Origin of the sequence: Litoreibacter janthinus, from assembly GCF_900111945.1 — a bacterium.
Taxonomy (GTDB): Bacteria; Pseudomonadota; Alphaproteobacteria; order Rhodobacterales; family Rhodobacteraceae; genus Litoreibacter; species Litoreibacter janthinus.
Genome location: NZ_FOYO01000001.1, coordinates 194,063 through 218,411, shown reverse-complemented (window position 1 = coordinate 218,411; position 24,349 = coordinate 194,063). Strand labels below are relative to the sequence as shown.

Annotated in this window: 25 protein-coding genes and 1 tRNA gene; 12 read left to right on the top strand and 14 right to left on the bottom strand. The window is 55.6% G+C overall.

From position 1 onward, the window contains the following. Positions 1-33: 33 nt before the first annotated feature. The 3 genes from BM352_RS01120 to kdsA are packed head-to-tail and all read left to right on the top strand — an operon-like array spanning position 34 to position 3,189. Positions 34-693 (top strand): ABC transporter ATP-binding protein, encoded by a 660-nt coding sequence (locus BM352_RS01120; RefSeq protein ID WP_090211393.1) that lies wholly within the window; start codon positions 34-36, stop codon positions 691-693. Next, positions 671-2,350 carry a KpsE/RkpR family capsule polysaccharide export protein gene (locus BM352_RS01115; RefSeq protein ID WP_090211390.1) on the top strand — a complete coding sequence of 560 codons (1,680 nt, stop codon included), beginning with the start codon at positions 671-673 and terminating at the stop codon, positions 2,348-2,350. The genes BM352_RS01120 and BM352_RS01115 overlap by 23 nt, the downstream gene beginning before the upstream one ends. Before the next feature lie 5 nt (positions 2,351-2,355). Then, positions 2,356-3,189 carry a 3-deoxy-8-phosphooctulonate synthase gene (kdsA, locus tag BM352_RS01110; protein WP_090211387.1) on the top strand — a complete coding sequence of 278 codons (834 nt, stop codon included), beginning with the start codon at positions 2,356-2,358 and terminating at the stop codon, positions 3,187-3,189. A 24-nt stretch (positions 3,190-3,213) separates the two neighbouring features. Here the strand turns inward: kdsA and BM352_RS01105 are convergent, their stop codons facing one another. Next, on the bottom strand, positions 3,214-4,392 hold the full coding sequence (locus tag BM352_RS01105; protein ID WP_090211385.1) for a BaiN/RdsA family NAD(P)/FAD-dependent oxidoreductase: 1,179 nt from the start codon (positions 4,390-4,392) through the stop codon (positions 3,214-3,216). A gap of 92 nt (positions 4,393-4,484) precedes the next feature. Here BM352_RS01105 and BM352_RS01100 point away from each other — a divergent pair. Next, a tRNA-Gln gene (locus BM352_RS01100) sits at positions 4,485-4,559 on the top strand. Between the two features lie 472 nt (positions 4,560-5,031). Here BM352_RS01100 and BM352_RS01095 read toward each other — a convergent pair. The 8 genes from BM352_RS01095 to BM352_RS01055 form a co-directional block, all read right to left on the bottom strand. Then, positions 5,032-5,424 (bottom strand): CBS domain-containing protein, encoded by a 393-nt coding sequence (locus BM352_RS01095; RefSeq protein WP_090211384.1) that lies wholly within the window; start codon positions 5,422-5,424, stop codon positions 5,032-5,034. 175 nt (positions 5,425-5,599) lie between these two features. Next, positions 5,600-6,577, bottom strand: coding sequence for an FAD:protein FMN transferase (locus tag BM352_RS01085; RefSeq protein ID WP_090211381.1), 978 nt, complete (start codon positions 6,575-6,577; stop codon positions 5,600-5,602). Positions 6,578-6,580: 3 nt separating this feature from the next. Continuing rightward, positions 6,581-7,804 (bottom strand): NADH:ubiquinone reductase (Na(+)-transporting) subunit F, encoded by a 1,224-nt coding sequence (gene nqrF / locus BM352_RS01080; RefSeq protein ID WP_090211378.1) that lies wholly within the window; start codon positions 7,802-7,804, stop codon positions 6,581-6,583. Continuing rightward, positions 7,801-8,415 (bottom strand): NADH:ubiquinone reductase (Na(+)-transporting) subunit E, encoded by a 615-nt coding sequence (gene nqrE / locus BM352_RS01075; RefSeq protein WP_090211376.1) that lies wholly within the window; start codon positions 8,413-8,415, stop codon positions 7,801-7,803. The genes nqrF and nqrE overlap by 4 nt, the downstream gene beginning before the upstream one ends. After that, on the bottom strand, positions 8,412-9,077 hold the full coding sequence (locus tag BM352_RS01070; RefSeq protein ID WP_090211373.1) for an NADH:ubiquinone reductase (Na(+)-transporting) subunit D: 666 nt from the start codon (positions 9,075-9,077) through the stop codon (positions 8,412-8,414). Before BM352_RS01070 ends, nqrE begins: the two co-directional genes overlap by 4 nt. A 3-nt stretch (positions 9,078-9,080) precedes the next feature. Further along, the gene (locus tag BM352_RS01065; RefSeq protein ID WP_090211370.1) at positions 9,081-9,875 is read right to left on the bottom strand and encodes an FMN-binding protein; all 795 of its coding nucleotides are present in this window, start codon (positions 9,873-9,875) and stop codon (positions 9,081-9,083) included. After that, positions 9,862-10,644, bottom strand: a complete 783-nt coding sequence (locus tag BM352_RS01060) for an RnfABCDGE type electron transport complex subunit D (protein WP_090211368.1) — start codon at positions 10,642-10,644, stop codon at positions 9,862-9,864. Before BM352_RS01060 ends, BM352_RS01065 begins: the two co-directional genes overlap by 14 nt. Next, on the bottom strand, positions 10,641-11,846 hold the full coding sequence (locus BM352_RS01055; RefSeq protein WP_175500590.1) for a Na(+)-translocating NADH-quinone reductase subunit A: 1,206 nt from the start codon (positions 11,844-11,846) through the stop codon (positions 10,641-10,643). Before BM352_RS01055 ends, BM352_RS01060 begins: the two co-directional genes overlap by 4 nt. 224 nt (positions 11,847-12,070) lie before the next feature. Here BM352_RS01055 and BM352_RS01050 point away from each other — a divergent pair, with 224 nt between their 5' ends. The 5 genes from BM352_RS01050 to BM352_RS01030 all read left to right on the top strand — a co-directional run bounded on the left by BM352_RS01050 (position 12,071) and on the right by BM352_RS01030 (position 17,229). Next, positions 12,071-13,216: a cytochrome c3 family protein gene (locus tag BM352_RS01050; RefSeq protein WP_245780883.1), complete on the top strand. Its 1,146-nt coding sequence runs from the start codon at positions 12,071-12,073 to the stop codon at positions 13,214-13,216. Positions 13,217-13,275: 59 nt separating this feature from the next. Further along, positions 13,276-14,448, top strand: a complete 1,173-nt coding sequence (locus BM352_RS01045; RefSeq protein WP_090211360.1) for a cation:proton antiporter — start codon at positions 13,276-13,278, stop codon at positions 14,446-14,448. A gap of 317 nt (positions 14,449-14,765) precedes the next feature. Beyond that, entirely contained in the window at positions 14,766-15,266 is a 501-nt protein-coding gene (locus tag BM352_RS01040; RefSeq protein ID WP_139229768.1) for a nuclear transport factor 2 family protein, read from the top strand. 22 nt (positions 15,267-15,288) lie between these two features. Continuing rightward, positions 15,289-15,537, top strand: coding sequence for a hypothetical protein (locus tag BM352_RS01035; protein WP_090211356.1), 249 nt, complete (start codon positions 15,289-15,291; stop codon positions 15,535-15,537). Between the two features lie 159 nt (positions 15,538-15,696). Then, positions 15,697-17,229, top strand: coding sequence for a trypsin-like serine peptidase (locus BM352_RS01030; RefSeq protein WP_139229767.1), 1,533 nt, complete (start codon positions 15,697-15,699; stop codon positions 17,227-17,229). 280 nt (positions 17,230-17,509) lie between these two features. Here BM352_RS01030 and BM352_RS19280 read toward each other — a convergent pair whose 3' ends face one another. From BM352_RS19280 to BM352_RS01015, 3 genes are all read right to left on the bottom strand, one after another. Continuing rightward, positions 17,510-18,274, bottom strand: coding sequence for a tyrosine-type recombinase/integrase (locus BM352_RS19280; protein WP_425434549.1), 765 nt, complete (start codon positions 18,272-18,274; stop codon positions 17,510-17,512). Positions 18,275-19,107: 833 nt separating this feature from the next. Continuing rightward, positions 19,108-20,100 (bottom strand): tyrosine-type recombinase/integrase, encoded by a 993-nt coding sequence (locus BM352_RS01020; protein WP_090211348.1) that lies wholly within the window; start codon positions 20,098-20,100, stop codon positions 19,108-19,110. A 455-nt stretch (positions 20,101-20,555) separates the two neighbouring features. Further along, complete coding sequence (locus tag BM352_RS01015; protein ID WP_090211345.1) at positions 20,556-20,981, bottom strand: MerR family transcriptional regulator; 426 nt, start codon at positions 20,979-20,981, stop codon at positions 20,556-20,558. Positions 20,982-21,051: 70 nt separating this feature from the next. Here BM352_RS01015 and BM352_RS01010 point away from each other — a divergent pair, with 70 nt between their 5' ends. The 3 genes from BM352_RS01010 (at position 21,052) to BM352_RS01000 (ending at position 23,005) form a co-directional block, all read left to right on the top strand. Continuing rightward, entirely contained in the window at positions 21,052-21,822 is a 771-nt protein-coding gene (locus tag BM352_RS01010; RefSeq protein WP_090211342.1) for a transglutaminase-like domain-containing protein, read from the top strand. Beyond that, on the top strand, positions 21,822-22,457 hold the full coding sequence (locus BM352_RS01005) for a cation efflux transmembrane domain-containing protein (RefSeq protein ID WP_090211340.1): 636 nt from the start codon (positions 21,822-21,824) through the stop codon (positions 22,455-22,457). The genes BM352_RS01010 and BM352_RS01005 overlap by 1 nt, the downstream gene beginning before the upstream one ends. Positions 22,458-22,639: 182 nt before the next feature. Further along, the gene (locus BM352_RS01000) at positions 22,640-23,005 is read left to right on the top strand and encodes a methyltransferase family protein (RefSeq protein WP_090211337.1); all 366 of its coding nucleotides are present in this window, start codon (positions 22,640-22,642) and stop codon (positions 23,003-23,005) included. Here BM352_RS01000 and BM352_RS18880 read toward each other — a convergent pair whose 3' ends face one another. Continuing rightward, a complete protein-coding gene (locus tag BM352_RS18880) occupies positions 23,006-23,149 on the bottom strand; it encodes a hypothetical protein (RefSeq protein ID WP_175500589.1) in 144 nt (47 codons plus the stop codon). A gap of 219 nt (positions 23,150-23,368) precedes the next feature. Further along, a complete protein-coding gene (locus BM352_RS00995; protein WP_090211335.1) occupies positions 23,369-24,301 on the bottom strand; it encodes a carbon-nitrogen hydrolase family protein in 933 nt (310 codons plus the stop codon). Positions 24,302-24,349 lie beyond the last annotated feature (48 nt).

Sequence of the window (24,349 nt, the reverse complement as noted above, 5' to 3'; positions counted from 1 at the left end):
GCGGACTAGATGAGGTAGGGGGTTTCCCCGGAGATGATAGAGTTTCAGGACGTCAGCAAGTCTTTCTGGACTGGCACGCAGCGCAAGGTGATCCTTGACCGCGCGTCCTTTCGCGTGGAACTGGGTCATTCCATAGGAATTCTTGCGCCGAACGGGACTGGCAAGACGACAATTATCAACATGATGGCGGGGCTAGAGAAGCCGGACGAGGGCGAAATCATTCGCACGTCACGTATCTCGTTCCCGCTGGGCTTCATGGGAGGCGTCGTGCCCAAGCACACGGCCCGCGAAAATGCGCGTTACATTGCCAAGCTCTACTCCCTTGATCCCGACTATATCGAAGCCTTCTGCCGGTACTTGTGCGGGCTAGAGGAATACTTCGACATGCCGGTTGGCACTTACAGCCAGGGTATGAAGGCGCGGTTCACATTTGCGCTCATGCTGGCGTTGGAATTTGACATCTACCTTATCGACGAAGGCATGCCAGCCACCACCGACGTGGAGTTTAACCGCAAGGCGGGCTCCATCCTCAAAGATCGGTTGAAGAAGGCCACGGTGATTGTGGTATCCCATCAGGCGGAAACGCTGGAGAAATTCTGTCGGTCAGCGGCGGTCCTGAGCAAGGGCAAGCTGGTGATGTTCGACACCTTGGAAGAAGCGAAGCGACTGTATGACTACGAAACCCAAAGCTAAGAAGTATCGCATCCGTCGCAGCGAAGGGGCTTCGCCGATGATGCGTGCTGCACCGACTGCATCGGACACCGTCGCTGCGCCGTCCCTTGACGCGGCCAAAGCCGCAGTGGCTGAGGTTTTGCAGAAAGAGGAAATGATGTTCGACACGCCCCGTGACGACGGGTTTGGGGCACAGGATTTCCGGTCTTCGCCAGACGCCACGGAAGCTCCTTCAGTGCCCCCACAATCACCCGCAGAAGTTATCGATGCGATCCGTCGCGAAGGACTTACGGGGCGCCAATTGCGTATGGCGCGGCGCGTCGCGCAAAAGCAGGGGCTAGCGCCTGTATCCGACTATGATGCGGTGCGGTTGCTGCGCGAAAAGGGGATCGACCCTTTCAAACGCTCCAACATGCTGGAGTTGGTGGTCCCTGATAAAACCGGACTGGATGACGGGGAGACAGCGAAGACGCAACTTCCCTCAACGGTTTCCGTGAAGCCGTCCTTGCCTTCGACGGAAGTAATAACTGAGGATCGCCGCGCCTCTGATATTATGGCAATCCAACGCGATATCGCGAAACGCCGTCGCCGCCGTGCGACGCTGCTGGCCATCCGGATGATGGTATTTGTGATGCTCCCGACCTTTGTTGCCGGATACTATTACTACCTCGTGGCGACACCTATGTACGCCACCAAGTCAGAGTTCATCATTCAGACCGCAGAGCCATCCTCTGCCGGTCAGCTGGGCGGTCTGTTCTCTGGAACGGGGCTCGCGACATCGCAGGACAGTATCACCGTTCAGGGTTACCTTCAGTCGCGGGACGCGATGGTGCGTCTGAACGAGGACGAAGGGTTCAAAACCCATTTCTCGCAAGCGAATATTGACGCGCTTCAACGCATTGAGCTCGATAGCACCAACGAGGCGGCTTACTCGCTTTACAAAAAACACGTCAGGATCGGCTACGACCCTGCCGAGGGCGTGATCAAGATGGAAGTCAGCGCCGCTGACCCTGAAACATCCGCTGCGTTTTCCAAGAAACTTATCAACTACGCCGAAGAGCGTGTCGACCAACTGACATCGCGCTTGCGCGGGGATCAGATGGACGGAGCTGCAGAGAGCCGCATCGAAGCCGAAGAAAAGATGCGGGCCGCTCAAGAGCGCATAATCGAACTTCAGGAAAAGCTGGGCGTGTTGAGCCCCGAGAGCGAAGTGCAGGCAATTTTCGGACAGATCACCCAGCTTGAGACCGAGCTTTTGACCGAACGCATTTCGTTGCAGCAGTTCCTTGCAAACCCGCGTCCGAACCAAGCAAAAGTCAGCGCATCGGAAAACAAGATCGGGGAGCTTCAAAAGCTCATCGCGGAATACCGTGCGCAACTCACCGAGAGCAATGCCAACACCGGATCACTTGCGCGTATCTCGGGAGAACTGATGGTGGCGCAGGGGGATCTGGCGATGCGTCAGGAATTCCTCGCTGCTGCAGAGGCGCAGTTTGAAGCCGCCCGCTTGGAAGCCAATCGTCAGGTGCGTTACCTGTCGGTGGGCGTGAGCCCAGTGGCCCCCGACGAGCCGACTTATCCGCGTTCCTTTGAGAACACCATTCTGGCCTTCTTGATCTTCGCCGGAATTTACCTGATGGTCTCGCTGACGGCCTCCATCCTTCGCGAACAGGTGTAATTCCCATGAAAACCATCCATATCGGCGCGCTCAAATGCAGCAATGACCTGCCCTTGACGGTGATTGCTGGGCCTTGCCAGTTGGAAAGCCTCGACCACGCCCTGATGATCGCGGAAACCATGGCAAAGGTCTGTGCAGAAGCGGGCGCGGGCTATGTGTTCAAGGCGAGCTATGACAAGGCCAACCGGACATCGCTGTCTGGTAAACGTGGTCTTGGTATCGATGAAGGACTGCGCGTCATGGACGAAGTGCGCGCTGAAATCGGCTGCCCGACCCTGACCGACGTTCACGCTCCAGAGCACTGCGCAGCCGTCGCGCAAGCGGTGACCGTGATGCAAATTCCGGCGTTCTTGTGTCGCCAGACCGACCTGCTTATTGCCGCTGGCGAAACGGGTGCTGTGGTCAATATCAAGAAGGGCCAGTTCTTGGCCCCGTGGGACATGCCGAATGTGGTCTCCAAGGTGGAAAGCACCGGCAATACCAACATCCTATTGACCGAACGCGGCACGTCCTTTGGCTACAACGCGCTGGTGGCAGACATGCGCGCCCTTCCCACGATGGCGAAGGGTGGCTATCCGGTGATCATGGACGCGACCCATTCGGTGCAACAACCGGGCGGGAAGGGCGGCTCGACCGGAGGTCAACGAGAATTTGCGCCAGTGATGGCACGCGCGGCGGTCAGTCTTGGCATTGCGGGCGTGTTCATCGAAACTCACGAAGATCCCGACAATGCCCCATCGGACGGCCCGAACATGATCCCGTTGGATCAAATGGCTGCGCTCATCAAAGGCCTGATGCAATTTGACGCTTTGGCAAAAGCCGACCCCTGCCGCGTTTAGCGCGCGGGGGATTAGGTCCGGAGATCAGGCAACCTGCCCAGCGGCCCAGCCAGAGGACCACGCCCACTGGAAGTTGTAACCGCCGAGCCAGCCGGTCACGTCAACAACTTCGCCGATGAAGTACAGGCCCTGCACAGATCGGGATTGCATCGTTTTCGCATCCAACGCGTCTGTATCTACACCCCCAAGCGTGACCTCTGCGGTTCGATATCCTTCCGAGCCGACAGGCTTGATGCGCCATCCATGCACCCGTGCGCCTAAGACCTCCAAGGCGGCATTGCTCTGATCCGCCAGATTTCCGTGTAATCCAGTTTCTGCGACCGCAATTGCCGCGAGCTTTTCAGGGATGATCCGCGCGAGTGCGTTCTTGACTGACACCCGCCCAGCTTCTGTGCGCATTGCGCTCAATTCAGCGACAACATCCGATCCTGCAGCCAGATTGACGGTGAGGGCATCGCCTTCCCTCCAGTAGGACGACGCTTGGAGTATCGATGGCCCCGATAGTCCGCGATGGGTGAAAAGTAGCCCCTCGCTGAACCTTGCGGCGTTACAAGCCACCTCCGCCTGAACGGACGTTCCGGCCAACGGGCGGGTCTGAGCCAGTTCTTGTTCGGCAAAGGTCAGGGGAACGAGGCCAGGGCGTGTTTCGATCAGCGGCAGGCCGAATTGCTCCGCCACGCGGTAGCCAAAGCCTGACGCGCCCATTTTTGGAATGGACTTACCGCCGCTGGCAATCACGAGGCTCTCGCAGGTCAGCGCTCCGGCCGAGCTTTCTATCTGGAACCTACCGTCAGTTGACTGGCCGACCTCGTGAACAGTGGCGTTCAACCTGAGGCGCGCGCCCGCTTTTTCCATCTGATCAAGCAGCAGGGCGATGATGTCGTTGGCGGACCGATCGCAGAACAACTGGCCAAGCGTTTTCTCATGCCACGGAATACCCGCTGCATCGACCATCGCGATAAAATCCCATTGCGTAAACCGCTTGAGGGCCGAAAGCGCGAAGCGTGGATTTTGCGACAAGAACCGTTCAGGCTGGATATCGAGGTTGGTGAAGTTGCACCGCCCACCGCCGGAAATGCGGATCTTTTCGCCTGCCGCTTTGGCGTGATCGAGTACCAAAACCGAGCGCCCGCGTCGCGCTGCTTCAATCGCGCACATCATGCCCGCAGCGCCTGCGCCGATGATTATAACCCGTGCGTCCATAAAGTTGGGCTTAAACCGCACCCTGCGATGCCACAACCCGCGATTTTGGGGTTGAAGCGCTCGTCAAGGCGCATTAAATCACCCCTCACTGTTGGGATGTAGCCAAGTGGTAAGGCAACTGTTTTTGGTACAGTGTACCGTAGGTTCGAATCCTACCATCCCAGCCATACTTTCCGCTCACGTCATTGATTTATAACGATTTAACTAAATGTTATGAAGGGTGTTCCCACTTTAATTCCCACTTTCGGAAAATGGGTCGTTTTCAGTCAGATGGAATTTGTTGATCTGATGGACTCGCTGGCTAGTGGGGTCACACTTTAGAAAACGATGACCGACTGCTAACGGCCCAAATACCGGACATGCCGTCTCCATTGCAATGCCGCGGCGCAGCTCTCCCAGACCGGACATTGATCGATCGAGTAGTATTCTTGCAGGTTCGATGTCCGCTATGCGGACTTTGCAGACCTTGGGGTTTTTGATGCCAACTGGTGCTTCGTGCCTAAAGCTGCCGCTCATCGCAACCACATAAGCTGTGGTGCGGTATCTCCAAAGCGGACCCTCACACTTAGCTAACCTTTCGCGATGCTCAACACTTCTTGGTGCCCGACGTCGGCTTTGCGCAAGCCGCGGCGGTCAAGTTTATCCCTCTCGCAACATGAATGTGAGCACATCAGAGCGATGCGCCATCCCAATGACTTGGGTTCCCTCCAAGACCGGAAAGACACGGTGTGAGTGGGACAAGAACATTTCTGCGACGCGGATCACGTCGTCGCTTGCATAAACGGTAATGACGTTCAGAGACATTTGATCGTCCACGCTGCCAGTCCATTCCTGATGATAACTTGCGTGCAAGGCAGGACGGAAGCAGTCCTTCTGGGTCAAAATGCCGACGAGTTGTCCGTCTTCGCCCAGCACGGGTGCGGCGGCTGCGCGTGCTTCGAGCAGAATGGAGATCGCCTGCCGTATCGGTGTTTCTGGCGCAAGTGTCTGGACGTCGCGCCGCATGATCGATGTGATCCGGTGCTCGATCATTGCTCTGCCCTTTCCGCTGCGGTGTTTCGGCGCAAAGGACAGTCCAAACAGCGATCGTTTTTCAAACCAGCCGCAGCTCCACAACTGGTGCGCACTGGTCCACGCCCAAAGGTAAGCCCCAGCCCAAGCCCAGCTGCCGCAAGCCCGAAGACAAAAATTGAAATCAAGAGCTCCATCATAACAACGCTCCCTCTATCGCGCCGGTTCTTACAGACGAGATTCCAGCGCCTTCTCCAGTAAGAAAAAAGGCATCAATATTCTTGCTTTGGGCGAGGTCTGGACCGCTTGACAGGCCTGCCGCGAACAGCGCTGTCGCCCAGCCGTCCGCTATCATTGCATCCCGTCCCATGACCGTGACCGACAAAAGGTGACTCTTGGCAGGCGCACGCGTTCTGGGGTCGATGATGTGCCCATACGTGTTGTCCGCGAGTTCATAGCTCTGCGTGCGCAGTCCCGATGTTGCCACGGCCATACCATCGGCAAGCTTGAGGGTGGCTGGGGCAGGCTGGCCTGCCGCGGGGTGTTGCACCGCGACCTGAAACGATCGACCCGCAGGATGCTGCCCAACAGCCTTTAGCTCCCCACCCACATCGAACAAGAAATTATCGACGCCGCGGGCCTTAACCAGATCAACGGCGAGGTCGAGGGCGCGGCCTTTGGCGATTCCGCACAAATCCAGCGTAAGGTCGTCGTGGGTTTTGCCGATGTCACCACTGCCAACTGAAAGCCCGCGCCAATCCGCGGTAGGGCTACCGAGGATTGGCCCAAATCCCCACCGCGCAACAAGGGGGCCGACCGTGGGATCAAATGCACCATGACTTGCCTTCGCAAGGTCCAGCGCTGCCGTCGTAACTAGGATCATCTCTGGATCTGCGCGATGCCGACCTGCGCCCATCGTATTGAACCGGCTGATGTCGCTGTCTGAACGCCACGGCGACATTTGTTGATCAATTATAGCGAACAACGCGTCAATGTCTGCCCGCAGGCGTTCAAGGTCATCATGATGCGACGCGACCAACTGCCATGTCGTTCCGAATGCTGCGCCTTCTATGCTTTGCGTTGTTGCGGCCTGCGCAATTTGCGGCAAGACGATTGTTGCCCCGATCATGCCGAGGGCATTGCGACGAGTCGGGCGTAGGGCGCTGTTTGTCATTTCTTAGCCTCCAAAATCATCGTAGAAAATCGAACTCCGTTCGACGCCGAGCCGTTCCAGTGTGCCCAGAACGGCTGAGATCATCACTGGCGGACCGCACAAATAGTATTCGCAATCCTCGGGTGCGGAATGTGCGCCCAATACCGTCTTGACTGTCTCATGGATGAAACCAGTCTCGCCGGTCCATCGGTCGCCCGGTGCGGGGTCCGATAGGGCCGGGGTCCAACTAAAAGTCTCGAACTTTGCCGCGAGGTCTTCGAATTCATCCGCGTAGAACATATCGGCCGCAGCACGCGCGCCATAGAAATACTGGATGCGCCGCGTCGTGCCGCGCCCGAGTTCCTGATGGATCATCGAACGTAATGGTGCCATGCCCACGCCGCCCCCGACAAAGACCATGTCGCGCTTTGTCGGTTGAACGTGGAAGTCCCCGAACGGCCCCGATACGTTGACCAGATCGCCCGGCTTGAGCGAAAACAGCCACGACGACACCAGCCCTGGCAGCACATCCGCTTCGCGCCCCGCAGGTGGCACGGCAAGACGGATATTAAACACCGCACGCCCGATGTCTTCGGGGCGACTGGCGAGCGAATAAGCGCGGGTGACATCGGTTTCAGACCTAACGGTCAAGCTGTTCCACCGATTGATGTCCCAGACGTCGGCAAACCGCGCGTCTACGTCAAACGATGCAAAGTCGAGCTCATAGGCTGGTGCGGTGATTTGCATAAAATCGCCAGCCCGAAAGGCCGATGAATGATCTTTGGGTAAATCAAGAACGATCTCGCGAATAAGCGGCGCAAGCATCCGGCTGGATGCGACGGAACACACAACGCCGCCGCCCGCGCTGAGGATATCGTCGGCCACCTGCACCGCGCAATCGCCCCGCAATGTTGTCTGGCAAGCAAGGCGAACATGGTCGCGCCTTTCCTTTGGGGAAAGAACCCCGCGCTCGGTCGCTTGCGGTTCTCCGGCACCTTCGCCTGACACAGTCACACGACATAGCCCACAGGTACCCGATCCACCGCAGGCAGCGGGAATGCGAATGTCGGCGTCGTGCAAGACACCCAGAAGCTTTGCGCCCCTTTGTGCCACAATGGGTGGGATGTCGTTAACCGACACCATAATGGTCCCGCTTGGCACCAATCTGCTCCGCGCGACCAAAAGGCCGATCGCCAAGCCGACGACGAGGAGGGCGATGACCATGCTGCCAAGTACGATTTCATTCATGGCGACGCCGCCATTTGAGCGAAAGAGGCAAAGCCCAAAGACATCAGCCCCGTAAGAATGAACGCGATGCCAAGCCCCCGCAGCCCTGCAGGTAAGTCGGCATAGGACAGGCGTGCGCGGATCGCGCTAAGCATAATAACTGCCACGGCAAACCCAACGCCACTGCCCACACCAAAAACTGCGGATTCTGTCAGCGTGTACTGACGTTCAACCATGAAAAGGCTTCCGGCCAGGATCGCGCATTGCACCGTCAACAGCGGTAGGAACACGCCAAACGCTGAGTGAATGGCAGGGAAATACCGATCAAGCAGCATCTCCAAGAGCTGCACAGTTGCGGCGATCACGCCGATAAAAGCAATCAGTGCCAGATACGACAAATCAAGATCAGGCTGTCCGGCCCAAGCCCAAGCGCCTGGAGCAAGCAATCCCTTATAGATCAGATTATTCAGCGGCACCGTCACCCCCAGAACGCCGATCATCGCAATGCCAAGACCAATCGCGCTTTCGGTCCGACGCGACAGCGCAAGGAACGTGCACAGGCCCAAGAACAACGTCAGGGGCATGTTGTCGATGAAGGCGGCAAACAGGAAAAAGGACCAGGCGTCGTTCATTCTACGGGCTCCGGTCGCAAGGGGGGCGAATGCTCGGGCGGTTCGGCTTGTTCTGACCACACGGACCGCACGACCCAAACAAGGCCGCCCAAAAGAAAGAAGGCCGAAGGTGCCAGCAGCATCATGCCAAGCGGCGTGAACCAGCCGCCTTCATCAGCAAGCGGTAGCACTTGGGCACCGAACAACTGTCCCTGACCGAACAACTCTCGGATCGTTCCGATCACGATCAAAACGAACGAATAGCCAAGCCCGTTGCCAAATGCATCGACCATTGACGGCAACGGCGCATGGTATCGCGCGTAGGCTTCGGTGCGGCCAAGAACCAGACAGTTCGTTGTAATAAGCCCGACATAAACCGACAATGCGCGACTGATATCGGCAAAATATGCCTGCAAAATTTGGTCGATCACGATCACCAGCGACGCCACAATCACGATCTGAACAATCAGCCGGATTGTGTCGGGGATGTGCCTGCGAATGACACTGATGATCCCTGCCGCCAGCGTCAGAACAACTGTCAGCGAAACCGACATTGTCACAGCCGTGGCCAGTGTCGTCGTCACCGCCAGTGCCGAACATATTCCAAGGATTTGCAGTGTCACCGGATTTTGCCGGATCAGCGGATCGGTCAATGTCGTCCAGAAAGAGGTGCGCGACGTCATCGGCTAGAACTCCCCCCGTTGGATTGCGCCGATCAGCGGGCCATAACCGTCCGGCCCCAACCAGAACCGCATCATGTTCGTGATGCCGTTGCCAGTACGGGTCGCGCCAGTGATGCCATCGACCTGATAATCCGTGCTTGCGGTGGACCGCGCCACATTGAACCGGATTTGCCCACTTGGGTCACGGATCAGCGTGCCGGGGAAACTGCCCTGCCACGACCGGTCTTCGATACGCGCGCCAAGACCAGGGGTTTCTGAATGTTGGGTAATCGCGATCCCTGCGATGGTGTTCATGTCGCCATTCACAGCGACGATTGCATCAATGCGTCCGCCATACCCTTGTCCAGCAACCGGCAGGAGCGCCAAAAGGATGGTATCGCCGTCGCGCAGCAGAAATATCTGCGCATAATTGGGCCGGTAGCCAAGGCCAGCAAGGTCTGATCCGGCCTCTAGCGCTGTCCAATTCGCCTGATCGGCAAGTGCGGTTTCGAGTGTTTCGGTCGAAATGTCCGTCGCCGCGCGGCCACTTTCTAGGTCGATCACAACCGTCGACAGCGTTCCGCCTGCTTGTTCCAACAGGGCGGACATTCCAGGAATCCGTTGCACAAGATCTGCGATCCGCGCCTGTTCCTCTGCCGCGCGGTTTGCAGTTTGTATAGGCCGCAAAAGAACGGTGGCGCCGCTTACCAGCACAGCACAAATGGCCGATACCAAGAACGCCACGACGATTGTCTTGGTGCGGCTTGTATTCGGCAGTGCCAATAGGCGACGCCAAGGATTCCAGTCAGTTCCGGCCATGTCGCCTCCTGCGTTGTACGATCCAGAGATTGACCGCAATTTCATCCAAAAGCGGCGCGGCCAGTGAGGCCAAAAGCGCCGCTGCAACTGCGATTTGAACTGGCGCGGCCCCGGTCCAACCGGTTGCAAACATGATTACAAGCCCGCCATAGACCATGCCGTTTAACCAACGGCCAAGCGTGGTTGCCGCACTTGTCACCGGATCAGCGACCAGAAGGACAAGAACAACACCAGCGGCAGGGAGCGCGGCATCGATGGGCGCGCCCAAAGCCAGTGCCACCACTCCTAAGGCCACTGCACCCAGAATGACAGCCGCAGGCATCACACCTGTCGCGACCCCGATGACTGCGGCCGGAATAGCGGCCCAAACGACCGGAACATCAAAGACGGGCCAGTCAAAACCCTGAAACCCGAAACCAAGAAATGACAGCGCCACGGTCGCCGGATTGACGACGTTTCGCCCCCAGCCTCCAAAAACGAGTTCCCCCATCACCGCCCCAAAACTGAGCCCCAACACCAGCCTGAACGCCCCGAGTTCTTCGGGAGCGAGCATCGCGAAAGCCAAAGCTGTAATTATCGCCGCAAATGACGGGGGCTGGGCGCGGGCCAGCATAAAAACGAGGTTCCAGACAGTCAGACACAACATGGCAAGCCCAAGACCTGCTAGCGCCTGCGAACCGCCATACCAAAGCCAGAACAGGGCCAGTGGCATATAGGCGGCCAGCAGCATCAACGCAGTCGTTTCGCGATCCCACAGCCCTTTCATCATGGCGCGAATTCCGTTTGAACGCGGTCCAGCATTCGGCGCAACAGCACGGCCAAATGGGCCTCGCCGCCGAGGACATAATCGGCTAGCCCTAAATCCTCTTCAAGCAGGGAAAGCGCGCCAAGCTTCATCGCCAGTTCGTCATCACCCGAACTTAATGCCCGCACCAGCGCGACAGCGGGCAAGGCTACTCCAAACGCCTGCCTGAGCGCCGCCGTCGGGATCACCGGTTTGGGAAGGCTGGATCGGGTGAGCGCCGCGGTAAACCAATGTGGCGATGCTGAATTTGAACCGCGGGGCAGAACTGTCACTTGCCTGTGACGCGGCGCAAGCCAATGTGCTTCGTGCCCGTCCAACGGCGAACCGGACATCAGGGCGTGCGCACCGTGGGCGGCTGCCCGCAGCGTCAGTTCACGTAGATCGGCACCGGGTTGTGTTCTCACCAGTCGGCTTTCCTTTAGGCCCTCTCCGTCGATCTGCACCAGCTGTTTCATTGGCAGTATTCCTGTCATCACAAGATCGCCAAGTGCGGCAACGTCTTCGGCGTGAATGTCCCAAACCGGCGTTTCGATCGTCGCCGGAGCAAGGCCATGACTGCATAGTCCAGCCGAGCCATGCGGATGGCGGTCCGTACACTCTACCGCACGGATTTTGCCGCGACCTGAAGCGCGCTGGAGCAGTGTTGGACCTGAGGCTTGGCACACGAAAATTTCGCCGTCACATAGCAGGGACAGCGCCAGAAGGCCGCGTTCAAAGGCTGCTTCGCGCCCCTGAAGGGCCTGTCGCGGATCGGGTGCGTAGGGGCGGGTGTCCAAAGCCATAACAAGGATCGCCGCGGGGGTTTCATCCGGTGTCGGCATTCCGCCGAATGGCCGCCGTCGCAGAAGGGGCCAAATGCCGGAGTTTTGCATTAGACGCCGCAGACCCATTTTCTCGGCCGCATTGCTGATATCATGGCGAACCACCTCGCCTTCTTCACGAAATATCACGATTTCAGTCAGTTTGCGCCCAGGCTGAAGCTTTATCCGTGCAATACGTCCGGCCATCGGAGCCACGAATTTCACGTCCGGAGCGTCCCGCAGGCAGGCGACAGGTGCGCCCTGCGGGACATCGTCGTTTTCGCGCACCAGTGTATCGATGCGAAGTGTCTGACCAGATGACGCGCGTATTGCGGCCTCTTGGGTGATGATCTCAACCGGTTTCAAATCACGCAGTGGCGGTGACGGAAACGACGGATTCAAACCTGAACCAAACCTGAGAATCCGCATTATCTCTCCCCGCGCCATCGGCAGCCTAACAGGAAAAAAGGGCTCCCGATTTGATTTGGCTCAATGCCACACATACAGTGCCGTAATATAGCTGAACAGTCAGTCAGATTTGAAGCGAGGGTCCGATGAAAAGAGTTAACTTTAAAAGTTTCACCTTCCTTTTGGCATCTTTTCTGCTCTTGGTGTTCATTTTTGGCGCCCATGATGTGCAAAGCCAAGATGCGGATGCAGATCCCGGCGCTGGCAACGGCATCATCCCGTTTGCTTTGCCGCAGTCAGGACCGTTTAACGCGGCAGATATCCAAATTGAGAACAATGACGCGATTATGGACTGGTTCCGTTCGGGTCACGCTAACGTCGCGTCCGAAGCGTTCAGACATTGGGATGAAGATGAGGAAATTCGACCCGCCTGTGCGTCGTGCCATTCGGGTGAAGGATTCCGTGCGTTCCATGGATTGGACGGAAGTGAGGCGGGTGTCGTGGAAGGCCCAATTGACGTGGGCGGGGTCGTGGATTGTGGCACCTGCCATAACGCTGGACTGGCCGAGGTTGATGTAGTGCGATTCCCAAGTGGCCTGATGCATCCCGTTCAGGGCGTCGAAGCCGCTTGTATGACCTGCCACCAAGGCCGCACTGCTGGCGTCAATGTTGAAACAGCCATTTCGGGAATGAATTTAGATACCCCGAACGCCGAGTTGCGTTTCGTCAACCCGCACTATGCAACCGCAGCGGCCTCGTGGCTTGGCGGATATGGCGGTGCTGGCTATCAGTACGAGGGGCGCGATTATTCCGGTCGCTTCTTTCACGCCCGTCCGGTTTCAACCTGCAATTCGTGTCACGAACCCCACACCCTTGAGGTCGAGTTCGAGCCGTGTCTGACATGCCACCAAGCCAATACTCCGCAAGATATTCGCATTTCACGGCAGAGCTATTCCGGCACAGGTGATACGACCGTCGGTATTCGCGCCGATATTCAAGCCAACGCTGGTTTGTTGTTGGACACGATCAAGACCTACGCGCGTGATGTGGCTGCTGCACCGATGGTGTATGACGGAACCCGTTATCCGTACTTCTTCCTGGATGCGAACGGTGACGCGGCCATTGACCAAATCGATGGTCAGCCCGTCGCCTATAACGTGTGGACGCCTCGCAGCCTGCGCGCCGCCTACAACTGGAAACTGGTCACCGCTGATCCGGGCAGCTACGCGCACAACCCTCATTACGCGCTTGAGCTTCTCTATGACTCGATCGAGGATCTGAGTGACCCGCTGGGGATCGATATGGATGACCTCAACCTGTTGAGATAACGCGTTAAACGTCGACTGCTTGTTCAAACCTGGGCGGTCAACAAAAGGGATGACACCGGATGGAACAGGCGCTGCTGCTTATCACGCTTGGCGTGCTGTTCTTGGGTGGGTTGCTGGCTGACAAGGTTGGTCACCTCACACGTTTGCCGCGCGTCACGATGCTTTTGCTCCTCGGCGTTCTTGTGGGGCAGGCAGGTCTGAACATCCTGCCACAATCCGCCACAGACCTATTCGAGCCGGTTTCTGTCGTGGCTTTGACGATGGTCGCGTTTCTCCTTGGTGGCGAGCTGACGCGCGAGAATATGACCAGCAATGGGCGGGCGATCTTCTCGATCTCGCTGAGCGTCGTGATCGGGACAACTTTGGCCATCTGGGCCGGCCTCACAGCTTTTGGTCTCGACCCTCGCCTTGCGCTGTTGCTTGGGGCGATTGCGACGGCAACGGACCCTGCTGCGATCTCAGAGGTCATCCGCCAGTCTGGTATGCGCAACGGCTTCACGTCGACACTCAAAGGCATTGTCGCGATTGACGATGTTTGGGGTCTATTGATGTTCAGCATCTGTCTTGCGCTTGTGGATCAGTCCGGTGGCTGGGCAGCACCGATGCTGGGGGCGGGGCGCGATATCGGAGGCGCAATTCTGCTTGGCCTGTGTGTCGGCATTCCGTCCGCCATTCTGACTGGTCGCTTGACGCCCGGTGAACCGCTCCAGACGGAGGCGATTGGTGTCGTGCTGATGACTGCGGGGATTGCGATATGGCTCGACGTCTCATGCCTCGTTGCGGGCATGACGGCAGGCGCGTATATTGCAAACTTTGCTCGCCATCACGAGCGCACTTTCAACGAAATCGAGCATATTGAATGGCCATTCATGTTACTCTTCTTCTTGCTCGCGGGGGCATCACTCGAATTGCACGCGCTTTGGGCACTTGGATGGTTCAGTCTGACCTATGCCGGACTTCGGATCGCCGCGCGAATTGTGAGTTGTGAAATAGGTGCGCGAATTGGCAGCGTGCCCGTCGCGCATAGGCATATTTACGGCCCTGCTCTTCTTCCGCAAGCAGGCGTGGCAGTTGGCATGGCACTGGTCGCTGCAGATACGTTTCCCCAATGGGGAGCAACCATAATGACGCTGACCATTACAACCACAGTATTCTTTGAAGTTATTGGGCCCCCAGCTACGCTATTGGCGTTGCGCATGGTTGAACGCGTACAGGACGGCGGCGCACAATAAGCTGCGGCGTCCTTCACCCGAAAGTCGGCTTTAATTCGCGCGATGCCAGCGCCGCCACTCCTACAGCGAAGGTCTGCCTAGCGCTTAAATCAGTCGTTTGTTCTGGTTGCAGCATGTGACACTCGGGGCTCAATCCTACCATTCTCCGCCCTGCAGCATTCCTGCCTTTAGGTTCGACATTGGCGGTCACTCACGGCCCATTGCGGTCTCTCGACTCCTTTATCGGATGCTGCAGTTGCAGTCCGCATAGCGGACATTGCCTCACGCGCGCAGCATTTCGACATGCCGCATGGCTGCATCGCGGGACTTAGTGACGGTTGAACCAGATCAAATTTTGCGCGAACATCCACATCGTTTCTCCTGAACCAAAAGCTGAGGGAGGGAAGGCAGTGTGGGAGATTGAGGTGGAAGACAATAGCGAGGTTCATCAAGAAGGAATGGACTTCATCGGTGAGTACAATCTGTGCTTCTATCACCGAGATATTGAAGCATTAAAACAGCTTTATGCAACGAGCGCTTTTACGGCTTTCTGGGACAATCATTCGGGCTGTGATTCTCGAAACCTTGAAGATCATTTCACCAAAGTTTCCGAGTTCTTTCAGAAAGGTAAGCAAACGGAATCAGGGGAAATTGAACCCCTCTTGATAAAGGACGCCCAAATTAGAAGCTGCAACGGCTTTGCATTGGTGACGGCGCTCCTACGGTATCAAAGTGCGCCGACGCCAGGTGTGCGCAGCACGTTCGTTCTCATAAAGGACGAAGGCAGATGGAAAGCGATCCACATCCATCATTCGTTCGACCCTAACGAGGCGCAATGAAGATGCAACGACCGGTCTGAAAATGGCATCTACGCGGAATGCAGCATCGTTCACTCTGGGCTCTCTGCCGCCATCGGATGCGGCGCAGCAGCTGAACCATATGTCCACGAAACCGACGACGGGCACGGCCCAAAGCCGACTTTTGCATCACTTAAACAAGCGAGTTAGCAGCTTCCCCGAAACAGACATTCGCGCATTGCGCAGCATGTTAAACTGGTTGGATTGCGGCTCTGAAGCACCCATTTCAGTCGAAACCATTGACGAGTTGTAAACTTAGGTCGATAATTTACTAGCCAGTCGGTCAGTCAGCCTAATGTGCTTCTTGGCAAACAAAATTTTGAAGACGAAGTCTGTTTTTGAAATCTGACCCTTTTTTTAGCGCCCCTCCGCTGTCCGACAAAACAGCTGGTTGCGTCGCGGAGCCAATCAAATGAATGATATCGGAATCCATACTCAGGAAGATGCATTTATTCGCCATTCGACCAGGCAAGCGCCAATCCTGACTACGCCAAAACCCGGAAGCTTTTATCGTATCCAGTTCGGAAAAGGCGGTTTGATGACAACGACGGGCAAAGCATATGGCGTGTCCGGCGGCGCTGAACGGTTGCGACTTGCGCAACGCATTTGCAATCACCCAGTTAATCGGGACCTTTTGGTTGCGCCCAAGAATGCATACGAACGAAAGTACTTTTCAGGAGGCATTATATCCTTCGCCAAACGCTTTACCTCGACGGTTCCCCAACGCAGGGCACTGCGCGGCGAAAAGAAAAGCTTTGCCGTCGTGTGGATCCCGTCACAATCCGTCAGTGGCCCGTTTGATATGACGTTCTCGACCCACAAATTTGCGGGGAGAAGAACTGCAAGTGGAGCGGCAAAGCAACTTGTCCGAAAGCTCGATACAGGGCGGATCTGCAAGAGACGATTCTATCCAAATTTGTTAATCGGCGAAGACGACCGCATTCGTGTTTCCGACCGAATGCGCACCAGAACACCCTATCGATGGGTGTGTAAGATCATCAGTATCTTCCCCCGGCAATCAACGGGCAATTGGCCCATTGGACATGGGAGTGGGGTGCTGCTGACCGGAAACCGAATGGCGACCAATGCTCACGTGATATCGAGCGACTTCGGCACAGCTTCTGCTCTAATCGTCATCCCTGGTTTTTCGAAGGCAGACCCACCGGATGTTACACGCCTAGATGACGACGCGGCACCGTTCGGTGTCTGGTTAATTCCGCGACACCATGGCGGCGTTGCAAACTTTCATCTGCCAAGCGAATATCGCGGGTTGGGTGATATGACCGCTGATTTCGCTGCTGTGGACTTCAATGGCGCAAAACACATAGGTGGGAAAAAGGTCAAAAGCCTCGACGGCTGGACCTCAGTATCCAGAAATCTTGCACTCACTGCCCCTCAGGCAGCCAATCCGGCAGGACAAGATGCGACCATCAGTTCGGATCCGACACATACCCGTAGATTGCTTCGCACAGTCGGACAGGAAAGAGTATTTGCAGCCGGGTATCCGGCCGATCGGCTCGGTGAAATGATGCAGGCCGTGGACCGGGTTAGACCGCTCGATTTTGCGCTAAATTGGGTCTCCGGTGGGAGGTCGCAGAGCGCCAATGACTATCCGGACTTTATGAACCGCGCGCTGATTGGCAGCCGGCTTGATACCATGCCAGGTAACAGTGGCGGGCCTGCGTGGATTGAGCGCACCATTTCACGACGGGGCGGTGCAAAGACTGTCAAACGCAAGCAATATATTCTGGCCGGCCTCGTCCGGAGTGGCAGTGAACCAATCAAAGAGCGCATCGAATTCGAGAAGTCATCTTCGACCAACATCGTCTTTGCGCCATCCCCCTCCGCAATTGAAGCGCCAGTACACACAGGATCGCAGTTCGTTGCTTTGACACCATTCGTGCTGGAGCGTCTTTTGACTCCAAGTATGATGTTGCCAGCTTAAACTGTTTACAATTTACACATCGAGAAACGCGCGCCTTGTGCGCGTTTGTTCAAATATCGGAAACCGCAACTTTTCGAGCGGGCATGCTCGGTGGACAGAACGCCACGGAGCCATCGGCGGTGTCCCATCATAGGCATCTAACATTCCAAACCTATTGTTCAGCACGGCCCTTAGCTGCCGTTCACTTTGCCTTCCCATGCCATAGCGCAACACTGGGTTTACACCTCATCACCATTCGAAGGGTTTCATACCAAGAGAGAATTCTTCGGCTCAGCAAGTCCTAGCTTCTCAATTCATCTTCTCGCGCGCGCAGGAGCGAGACTAGGGTACCAGACGCTTTGCTCCGGTTGCTAACCGGCCATGACCAGATCGGTACTTCATCAGTTTGAAGCGAAGCTCGTAGTTTCTTTAGTCGAGTGTCGTTCCGCACGCGCCTTAGGGGTGCGAACCTTCGCGAAAGCTCTTTCTCAATTGTTTCGCAGCATAGGTGGCCGTAGGTGCGGCTCACGGTGTCCGTATTAGAGTGTCCAAGCTGTCTTGCAACGACCGCTAGTGGTGTCCCGGCTTGTACGAGTTGGCTGGCATAAGTGTGACGCAAGCCATGGAATACAAAAGCTTCGGGAAGCCCAGCTCGTCGAACCGCGTCTTTGAACAAGTGCTTATGGCAGCCTGTCCAAGCCTTGCCCGAGGACATTCTGAAAACCAAATCTTCTTCATCTTTGCCATCGATTTGATCCAACATGAAAGACATCCCTTCATCTGGAAGGAATACGTACCGACCTCTGTAGCTCTTCATTGGCGCTACATAGACACCAAAAACATGTCCCCCAACATCGCGTACCCTCAGCATTGCAAGTTCTGAGACCCTACATCCAGTATATAGTGCTGCAAGGACGAGCTTCGAAAGGTCTGATCGGCACGCAGATAACAACTGTTTCGCCTGACTTCGCGTTAAAAAATACTGCCTCGGCGTATCAGCATGTGGTACACGGCGAATGCAACGCCAAGTCCTTTCAGATTTGATGTCGCCGTTCTCCCAAGCCATCTGAAGAGCTAGCCGCAAGATACCGATTACTGTGTTAAGTGTTTTCTTGCGTTTTCGAAGCGCTTCATGGCTCAAGTCCTCCAAGCGGACCCTCGGGCCAGGCGTTTTCCGACCTCGTTTCGGAGGTGACTCAAGAATATCGACACAAAAATCTGTAAATGTTCGGCCAGTGAATTCTTCAACAAGAACACTTCCAAGTCTGGGAACGATATGATGGTTGATAAGTGACAAGCTAGTCGCGAAGTATGTTTTTGCCGCTGAAACCCGCTTCCACTCGACAAAATCCTGTAAGGCGTCCCCTATCGTGAAACCTTCTTTCGATTTAACGTAGTTGAGTCTTGTTGTGCCCCCGACAGCATAGGGTTCAGAGGCTTCAGCTTGGATCTCTGGAAGGCGAAACCATTGGTTCGCGGCAGTTAGTGCATCTTCGTATGTCAGACCTCCTTGATCAAATAGTCCGACAAGACCCAGGCGCGTTTGTTTGTATTTTCCGCTCCGACACCTAACTCGAGCCATCCAATGTCGACGCCCATCGGGTAACTTCTCGAGACCGATGTGCCGACAATACTCTAGGATATTCCAGTACGGTGAATTTCTATTTGGAAGTAAGCCGATGTTTTCAGAGCAAGATAGTGACGGTGAATGTAGTTTATGTTGCATACGGCGTCCTCCAACTTAAACGAAATCCAACAACGATTCAATGCGTGCCTGCATTCATGCCTAGCTTCGTTAGGGCTCCTTGGCTTGCTTGCGTTTCATTAGTGGCATTGCCCTTTTGATCAGCAAAATTGAGTATTTCGCTGCTTGCTACGGGTGAGCATATCTGGATCTCGTCAAAAGTCGTTATCGCGGTAGAGGTCTTCATAGGCCCTACAGACATCAGCAGCGGCCGACTTGGAAGCTAAGAGTTTACGACCATATATGGCAGGCATTTCAGGTGAGGCCCATCGTCCAGAGGTCATAATTTGCACCAAGTCACATCCAAGCCGTAATGCATCGTGCACTCCGCCAATGCGCGTGCTGTGGGCCGAGATTTCAGGGCGCCCTGTAACTTTCTTGAATATTCTAGAAACTGTAGTCGGGACAATTGGGCTTTTGGGTTTCACAGGCCGTAGCGATGTGAAGAGATAATCCTCCGAACCTTTACCAGAGGTCTTTATGAGGTGCTTTATGGCACGAAGGCCTACCTTTGACAGATAGGCATGCTCTCCTCTCCCATATGGATCAAACTTAGAGTTCAATAAATGCACTGTCCCTGAACCGTCTGACTGTTCGTCAATGTCTGAAACGCGCATTGCCACCAATTCTGACGCCCGGCACCAACTGTCAGACGCCATGAGTAATAGTGCTCGATCTCGTATATCGTACGGAGTTTTGCCAAGCCTATTGCAAACTTCAATGACCTCAGCCTTGCAAAGGGGAGGCGCTTGCTTAATTCTTGACCCATAGCGTTTTTGCATGGCGCGCACTGTAAGCACGACTAATCTGTGCCTACTAGGTGTCGGTAAGAATTGGGCTTTATGGAGCTCACCGATAGCCCAGATTCGGTTTTTGATGGTTTGAAGGCTTACTTTTCCACCCAAGTATTCGACGTACTTTGCAACTTGAAGCGGTGAAACCGGAGGCTTGTTCGGCAAACTATTCTCGTCGCACCATCGCTTGAATAACTTCAGCGACTGATCAAGATGACGCAATGTGCCCGGAGCAAGCGCCGCTCTATACTGCCGCTGATATTCTTTCAGGGTTTCCGCGGTTACCTCCAAAGGGGCGTTTGAATCTGTCTGAAACCGAATACTCTGTTCGGCGCGCTTATAGGTGGAATACATTCTGTTTCTCCATCAAGAGACTAACGACCATGCCATGCATCGAGAGACGTGTATTGAGCATCTCATTGGTCTATGCTGATTTCCTTAACCAAATGTTAAGAAACTCACGGTAGGCTTCGATTTTCGGGAGATGTTTGTGATAACTAAGGCTTGTATGTGTGACGAATTAGCTTCCGTCCTTGCCCAATACGTCGAGCGGTATGGGTTGACCGATGAAGCTAAAGCGGCATTCTTGAAACTGGAAAAAAATTATCCAAACAATAGCGAGCCAGCTATAACCTCGTCACCTTGTCACGTTGAGCTACGGCCCTTTGCGGACCTTGGCTGAGTGTCACTGCGCCGCACCGCAGCTTCCCCGAAGCAGACATTGGAAAGGGAGTGCAGCATTCTGATGATCGGACGGCAGCTGTGCGGGACATTTCTGCCGTTCGCTCTCGACAGTCCAATGTCCGCATTCACGGTTTTTTGTGTTCGCCGACGCACAAATTGTGGTCAGCCAATGACGCCAGCACGTAGCAATCTTCTGACGCCCCTTCACCGTCGCAGCCTTTCGATATCCGACTGAGCTCCTTCTCAAGCGTTCGTAAACGTTTGATCTTTGCCTGAACGTCCGCAAGCTGCGAAGCTGCAATAACCGTTGCGGCCTCACATGACCGATCCGGATGATCTTGGAGTTCGATCAAAGATGAGATTGCCTCGATGGAGAACCCAAGATCACGCGCATGGCGAATGAAGCTTAGCCGTTCCAACCCAGCGTTGTCGTATCGCCGTTGATTGCCGGACGTGCGCTCTGCTTCGGGCAACAACCCCATTTCTTCGTAGTAGCGTATGGTCGGAACCTTGACCTTTGTTCGCTTTGAAAGCTCTCCGATCGAAAACATAAAGATACCTCTTGAACCTCTAGTTACTAGAGACTGTATATAAATTGGGACGACAAAAGAAGAGTTCAAAATGTCCCACGATTATCTATCTGAAACGCCACTCCTCGACTATCAAGCGCCCTCAATTCAAGAGCTCATCGCGCGACGCGGATGGGCAGAACTGTCAGAGGGCGAACGCATCGGAGCAGCCTATGACTTTGTCCGCAACGAGGTCTTGTTCGGCTACAATTCTAACGATGCCTTACCCGCCTCAAAGGTGCTGGCGGATAGCTACGGCCAGTGCAACACCAAGGGCACGCTGCTCATGGCATTGCTGCGCGCCTTGGGCATCCCTTGTCGGTTTCGCGGCTTTACCATCGACAAACGGTTGCAACGTGGTGTGGTGCCGGAGCTGGTCTATCCGCTTGCGCCGCGCAATATCATCCACTCGTGGGTTGAAGCGCAGTATCGCGGAGAATGGCTTGAGCTTGAGGGCTTCATTCTGGATCAGGGCGTTTTGACGGCGCTTCAAGCCGCGTTTCCAGAGCGCTCTTCGCTTTGCGCATACGGAGCAGGCACCGATTGCCTGCAAGCGCCGAACGTCGCTTGGACCGGTCAAAGCACTTACATCCAAAAGACGGGGATCAATCGGGTTTTCGGGGTCTTTGATAGCCCGGATGCCTTCTATGAGGATCATCGGCAACTTACGGGATTTCGCGGGCTAGCCTATCGTCTGTTCATTCGACATTGGATGAACAGACGGGTTGTGCAGATGCGTGCAGGACGTGTCCCGACGATTCCTGGTGGGGATAAAAACCTTTTGCCCGCGAAATCCACTTTGCTGGAAAAGGAGGTCGTGTGATGGCCGGTTGCTGCGGACAAGACGCCAAGTTCGACGGCGTTTCAGGTGACTACAAAAGGCGGCTGTGGACCGTCATCGCGCTCAATGCGACGATGTTCTTCGTCGAGATGACAGCGGGGCATTTGGCCAAGTCTCAAGCGTTGCAAGCAGACGCGCTCGACTTTGCGGGCGATGCGCTCACCTATGGCATTTCGCTTGCAGTCATCGGGGCCTCGCTCCGCGCGCGGACGAACGCGGCATTGTTCAAAGGGGTCAGCCTTCTTCTAATGGGCCATTGGGTGTTCGGATCGACGGTCTACCGCGTCTTCTTTGCTGGCGTCCCTACGGCAGAAATCATGGGCGTTGTCGGCTTTCTTGCCTTGCTCACCAATCTGGCAAGCGTTCTTTTATTGCTCCGCTACAAGGACGGCGACGCCAATGTCCGGTCGGTCTGGCTGTGTTCGCGCAATGACGCGATTGGGAACGTGGCAGTAATGTTTGCAGCCCTTGGTGTATGGGGCACGACAACGGGTTGGCCAGACCTGATTGTGGCGACAATCATGGCCGCGTTGTTTCTGTCATCGGCCTTCCAAATCGTGCGCCAAGCCTTGGAAGAACGACGCGAATTGACCCAGCATGAACATGAGGCCGCATGATGCCGACTGTCTTATTTTTCGTCGGCCTTATGATCGCAGCCGCTACCTTTGCCGCGATACTTTGGTCCATCGCATATCCTGACCGTCGCATTTGGCCGCCAAGGCGTTACACTTAGGCGACCCCTATTCTGGTTTGGGTTCCGACATTCACCCTCTTTGGGATCTTGATCGTCCTCGGCGTCATGGAATGGGGAAGCCTGCCAATCCCAATTCTGTTGCGGTTTGGCTTTGGAATTCTACTGATCATTGTTGGCAACATCATTGTTTGGTCTGAGGTCACGAAGTTCGGAATAGCCCAGACCGGGGGTGCGAAAGGATCGCTCCGAACCAGCGGCATGTATCGCTATTCCCGCAATCCACAATACGTAGCGGATATTGCAATGATTGTTGGTTGGATCGTGCTTTGTGCTTCGGCAGGGGCTGCGCTTGTCAGCTTGGCTGGAATTATCGTCCTTATAGCTGCGCCCTTCGCCGAAGAGCCGTGGCTTAAGGAGCAATATGGATCAGCGTTTAAGCACTATAAGGCAAAGGTCAGAAGGTTCCTCTAGTCAAATGGCCAATTGCAGAAGCAGACCTTCGCTATAGTGCGGCATCTTGGAAGGTTTGGGCTCAACCTGACCTCGGGTGCGGCGCAGCATCTGCCACTTCTCGATACGTTGCAGAAGCAAGGACGGCCCAAACCTGCCGTTCACCTGGCAATCCTGAAGCTGCGCCGCAGCGCGTCAAAGCCGCCGTTCGCTGCAGGAGCTTGTTTGAAGTGTTTGGAGAGGTCTGGTTAGCGGACAAACCGAGCTTTCGCAGCGCGCGCACGAATGGCTGCTATCAACGCGTTCGGAACGAGCCAATGTTGAAAACACCCCTGCCAATTGAGCGTGTGAAATGCATGCGTATTCGCAATTAGCGACAGTCGGTCAGCTAAATGAAACCGGCACTTTTCGGCTTCTGTCGACGGTGAGCGAGAATACATCCGGGCGGGCATAGTGGCCGCTTGCATCGAATTTCCGACGTGAGGCGCGGGCAGCGGATACATCTATATCGGCCCAAAGAAGCCCCTTTTCGCGGTGCATCGGACCGGCTGCGATTCCACCGAAGGGTTTATAGATGACGGCGTCGCCGGGATTGACCCATTCATCGTTGTTCGGGAATAGAATGTCGCGATGAGGAATACCTTCGGGAATGTCAGACGCCTCAAGCGCCGTTGCGCATCCAATGACCCAACACCCGCCCTCGCGCGCGATGTGCTGCATCGTGGCAAGCCACGTGTCACCTGTGTCCCAGGTCGGGGCGACGTATATGTCGATGTTCTGTGCATAAAGCGCATAGCGCGCCAAGGGCATGTAGTTTTCCCAACACAGTAGCGCGCCGATACGCCCGACCGCAGTTTCGACCACGTTCAGGCCAGACCCGTCGCCAAAGCCCCAAATCATGCGTTCAGGGTTGGTTGGCATCAGCTTGCGATGGTTGTTCATGATCCGACCGTCGGCATCAATGATCGCGCAGGAATTGAAAATCGTCGAGCCCGATACATCTCCGTCGATTTCCTGATAGCCGACCACAATGACCATCTCGTGCTCTGCTGCGGCTTCTTGCAACGGGGCCATGCCATTGCGGCTAAGGTCGATGGAATTGGCTTGTGACAACGCAAACAATTCATCCGTCTTGCCCATGTCCGCGCCCGGCGACAGTCGCCAGCAAAACGTCGGGTATCCGGGAAACCATGTTTCAGGAAAGACCATCAATTTGGCACCATCTTTTGCGGCCTGCGCGACAAGGTTGATCGCACGCTCCATACTGGCCGCGAGGTTCAGATAGACGGGCGGTTCCTGGACAACTGCGACTTTCATGACGAATTCCATTTTTGTTGTGATCAGCCCTGACGTGCTGAGTTTACT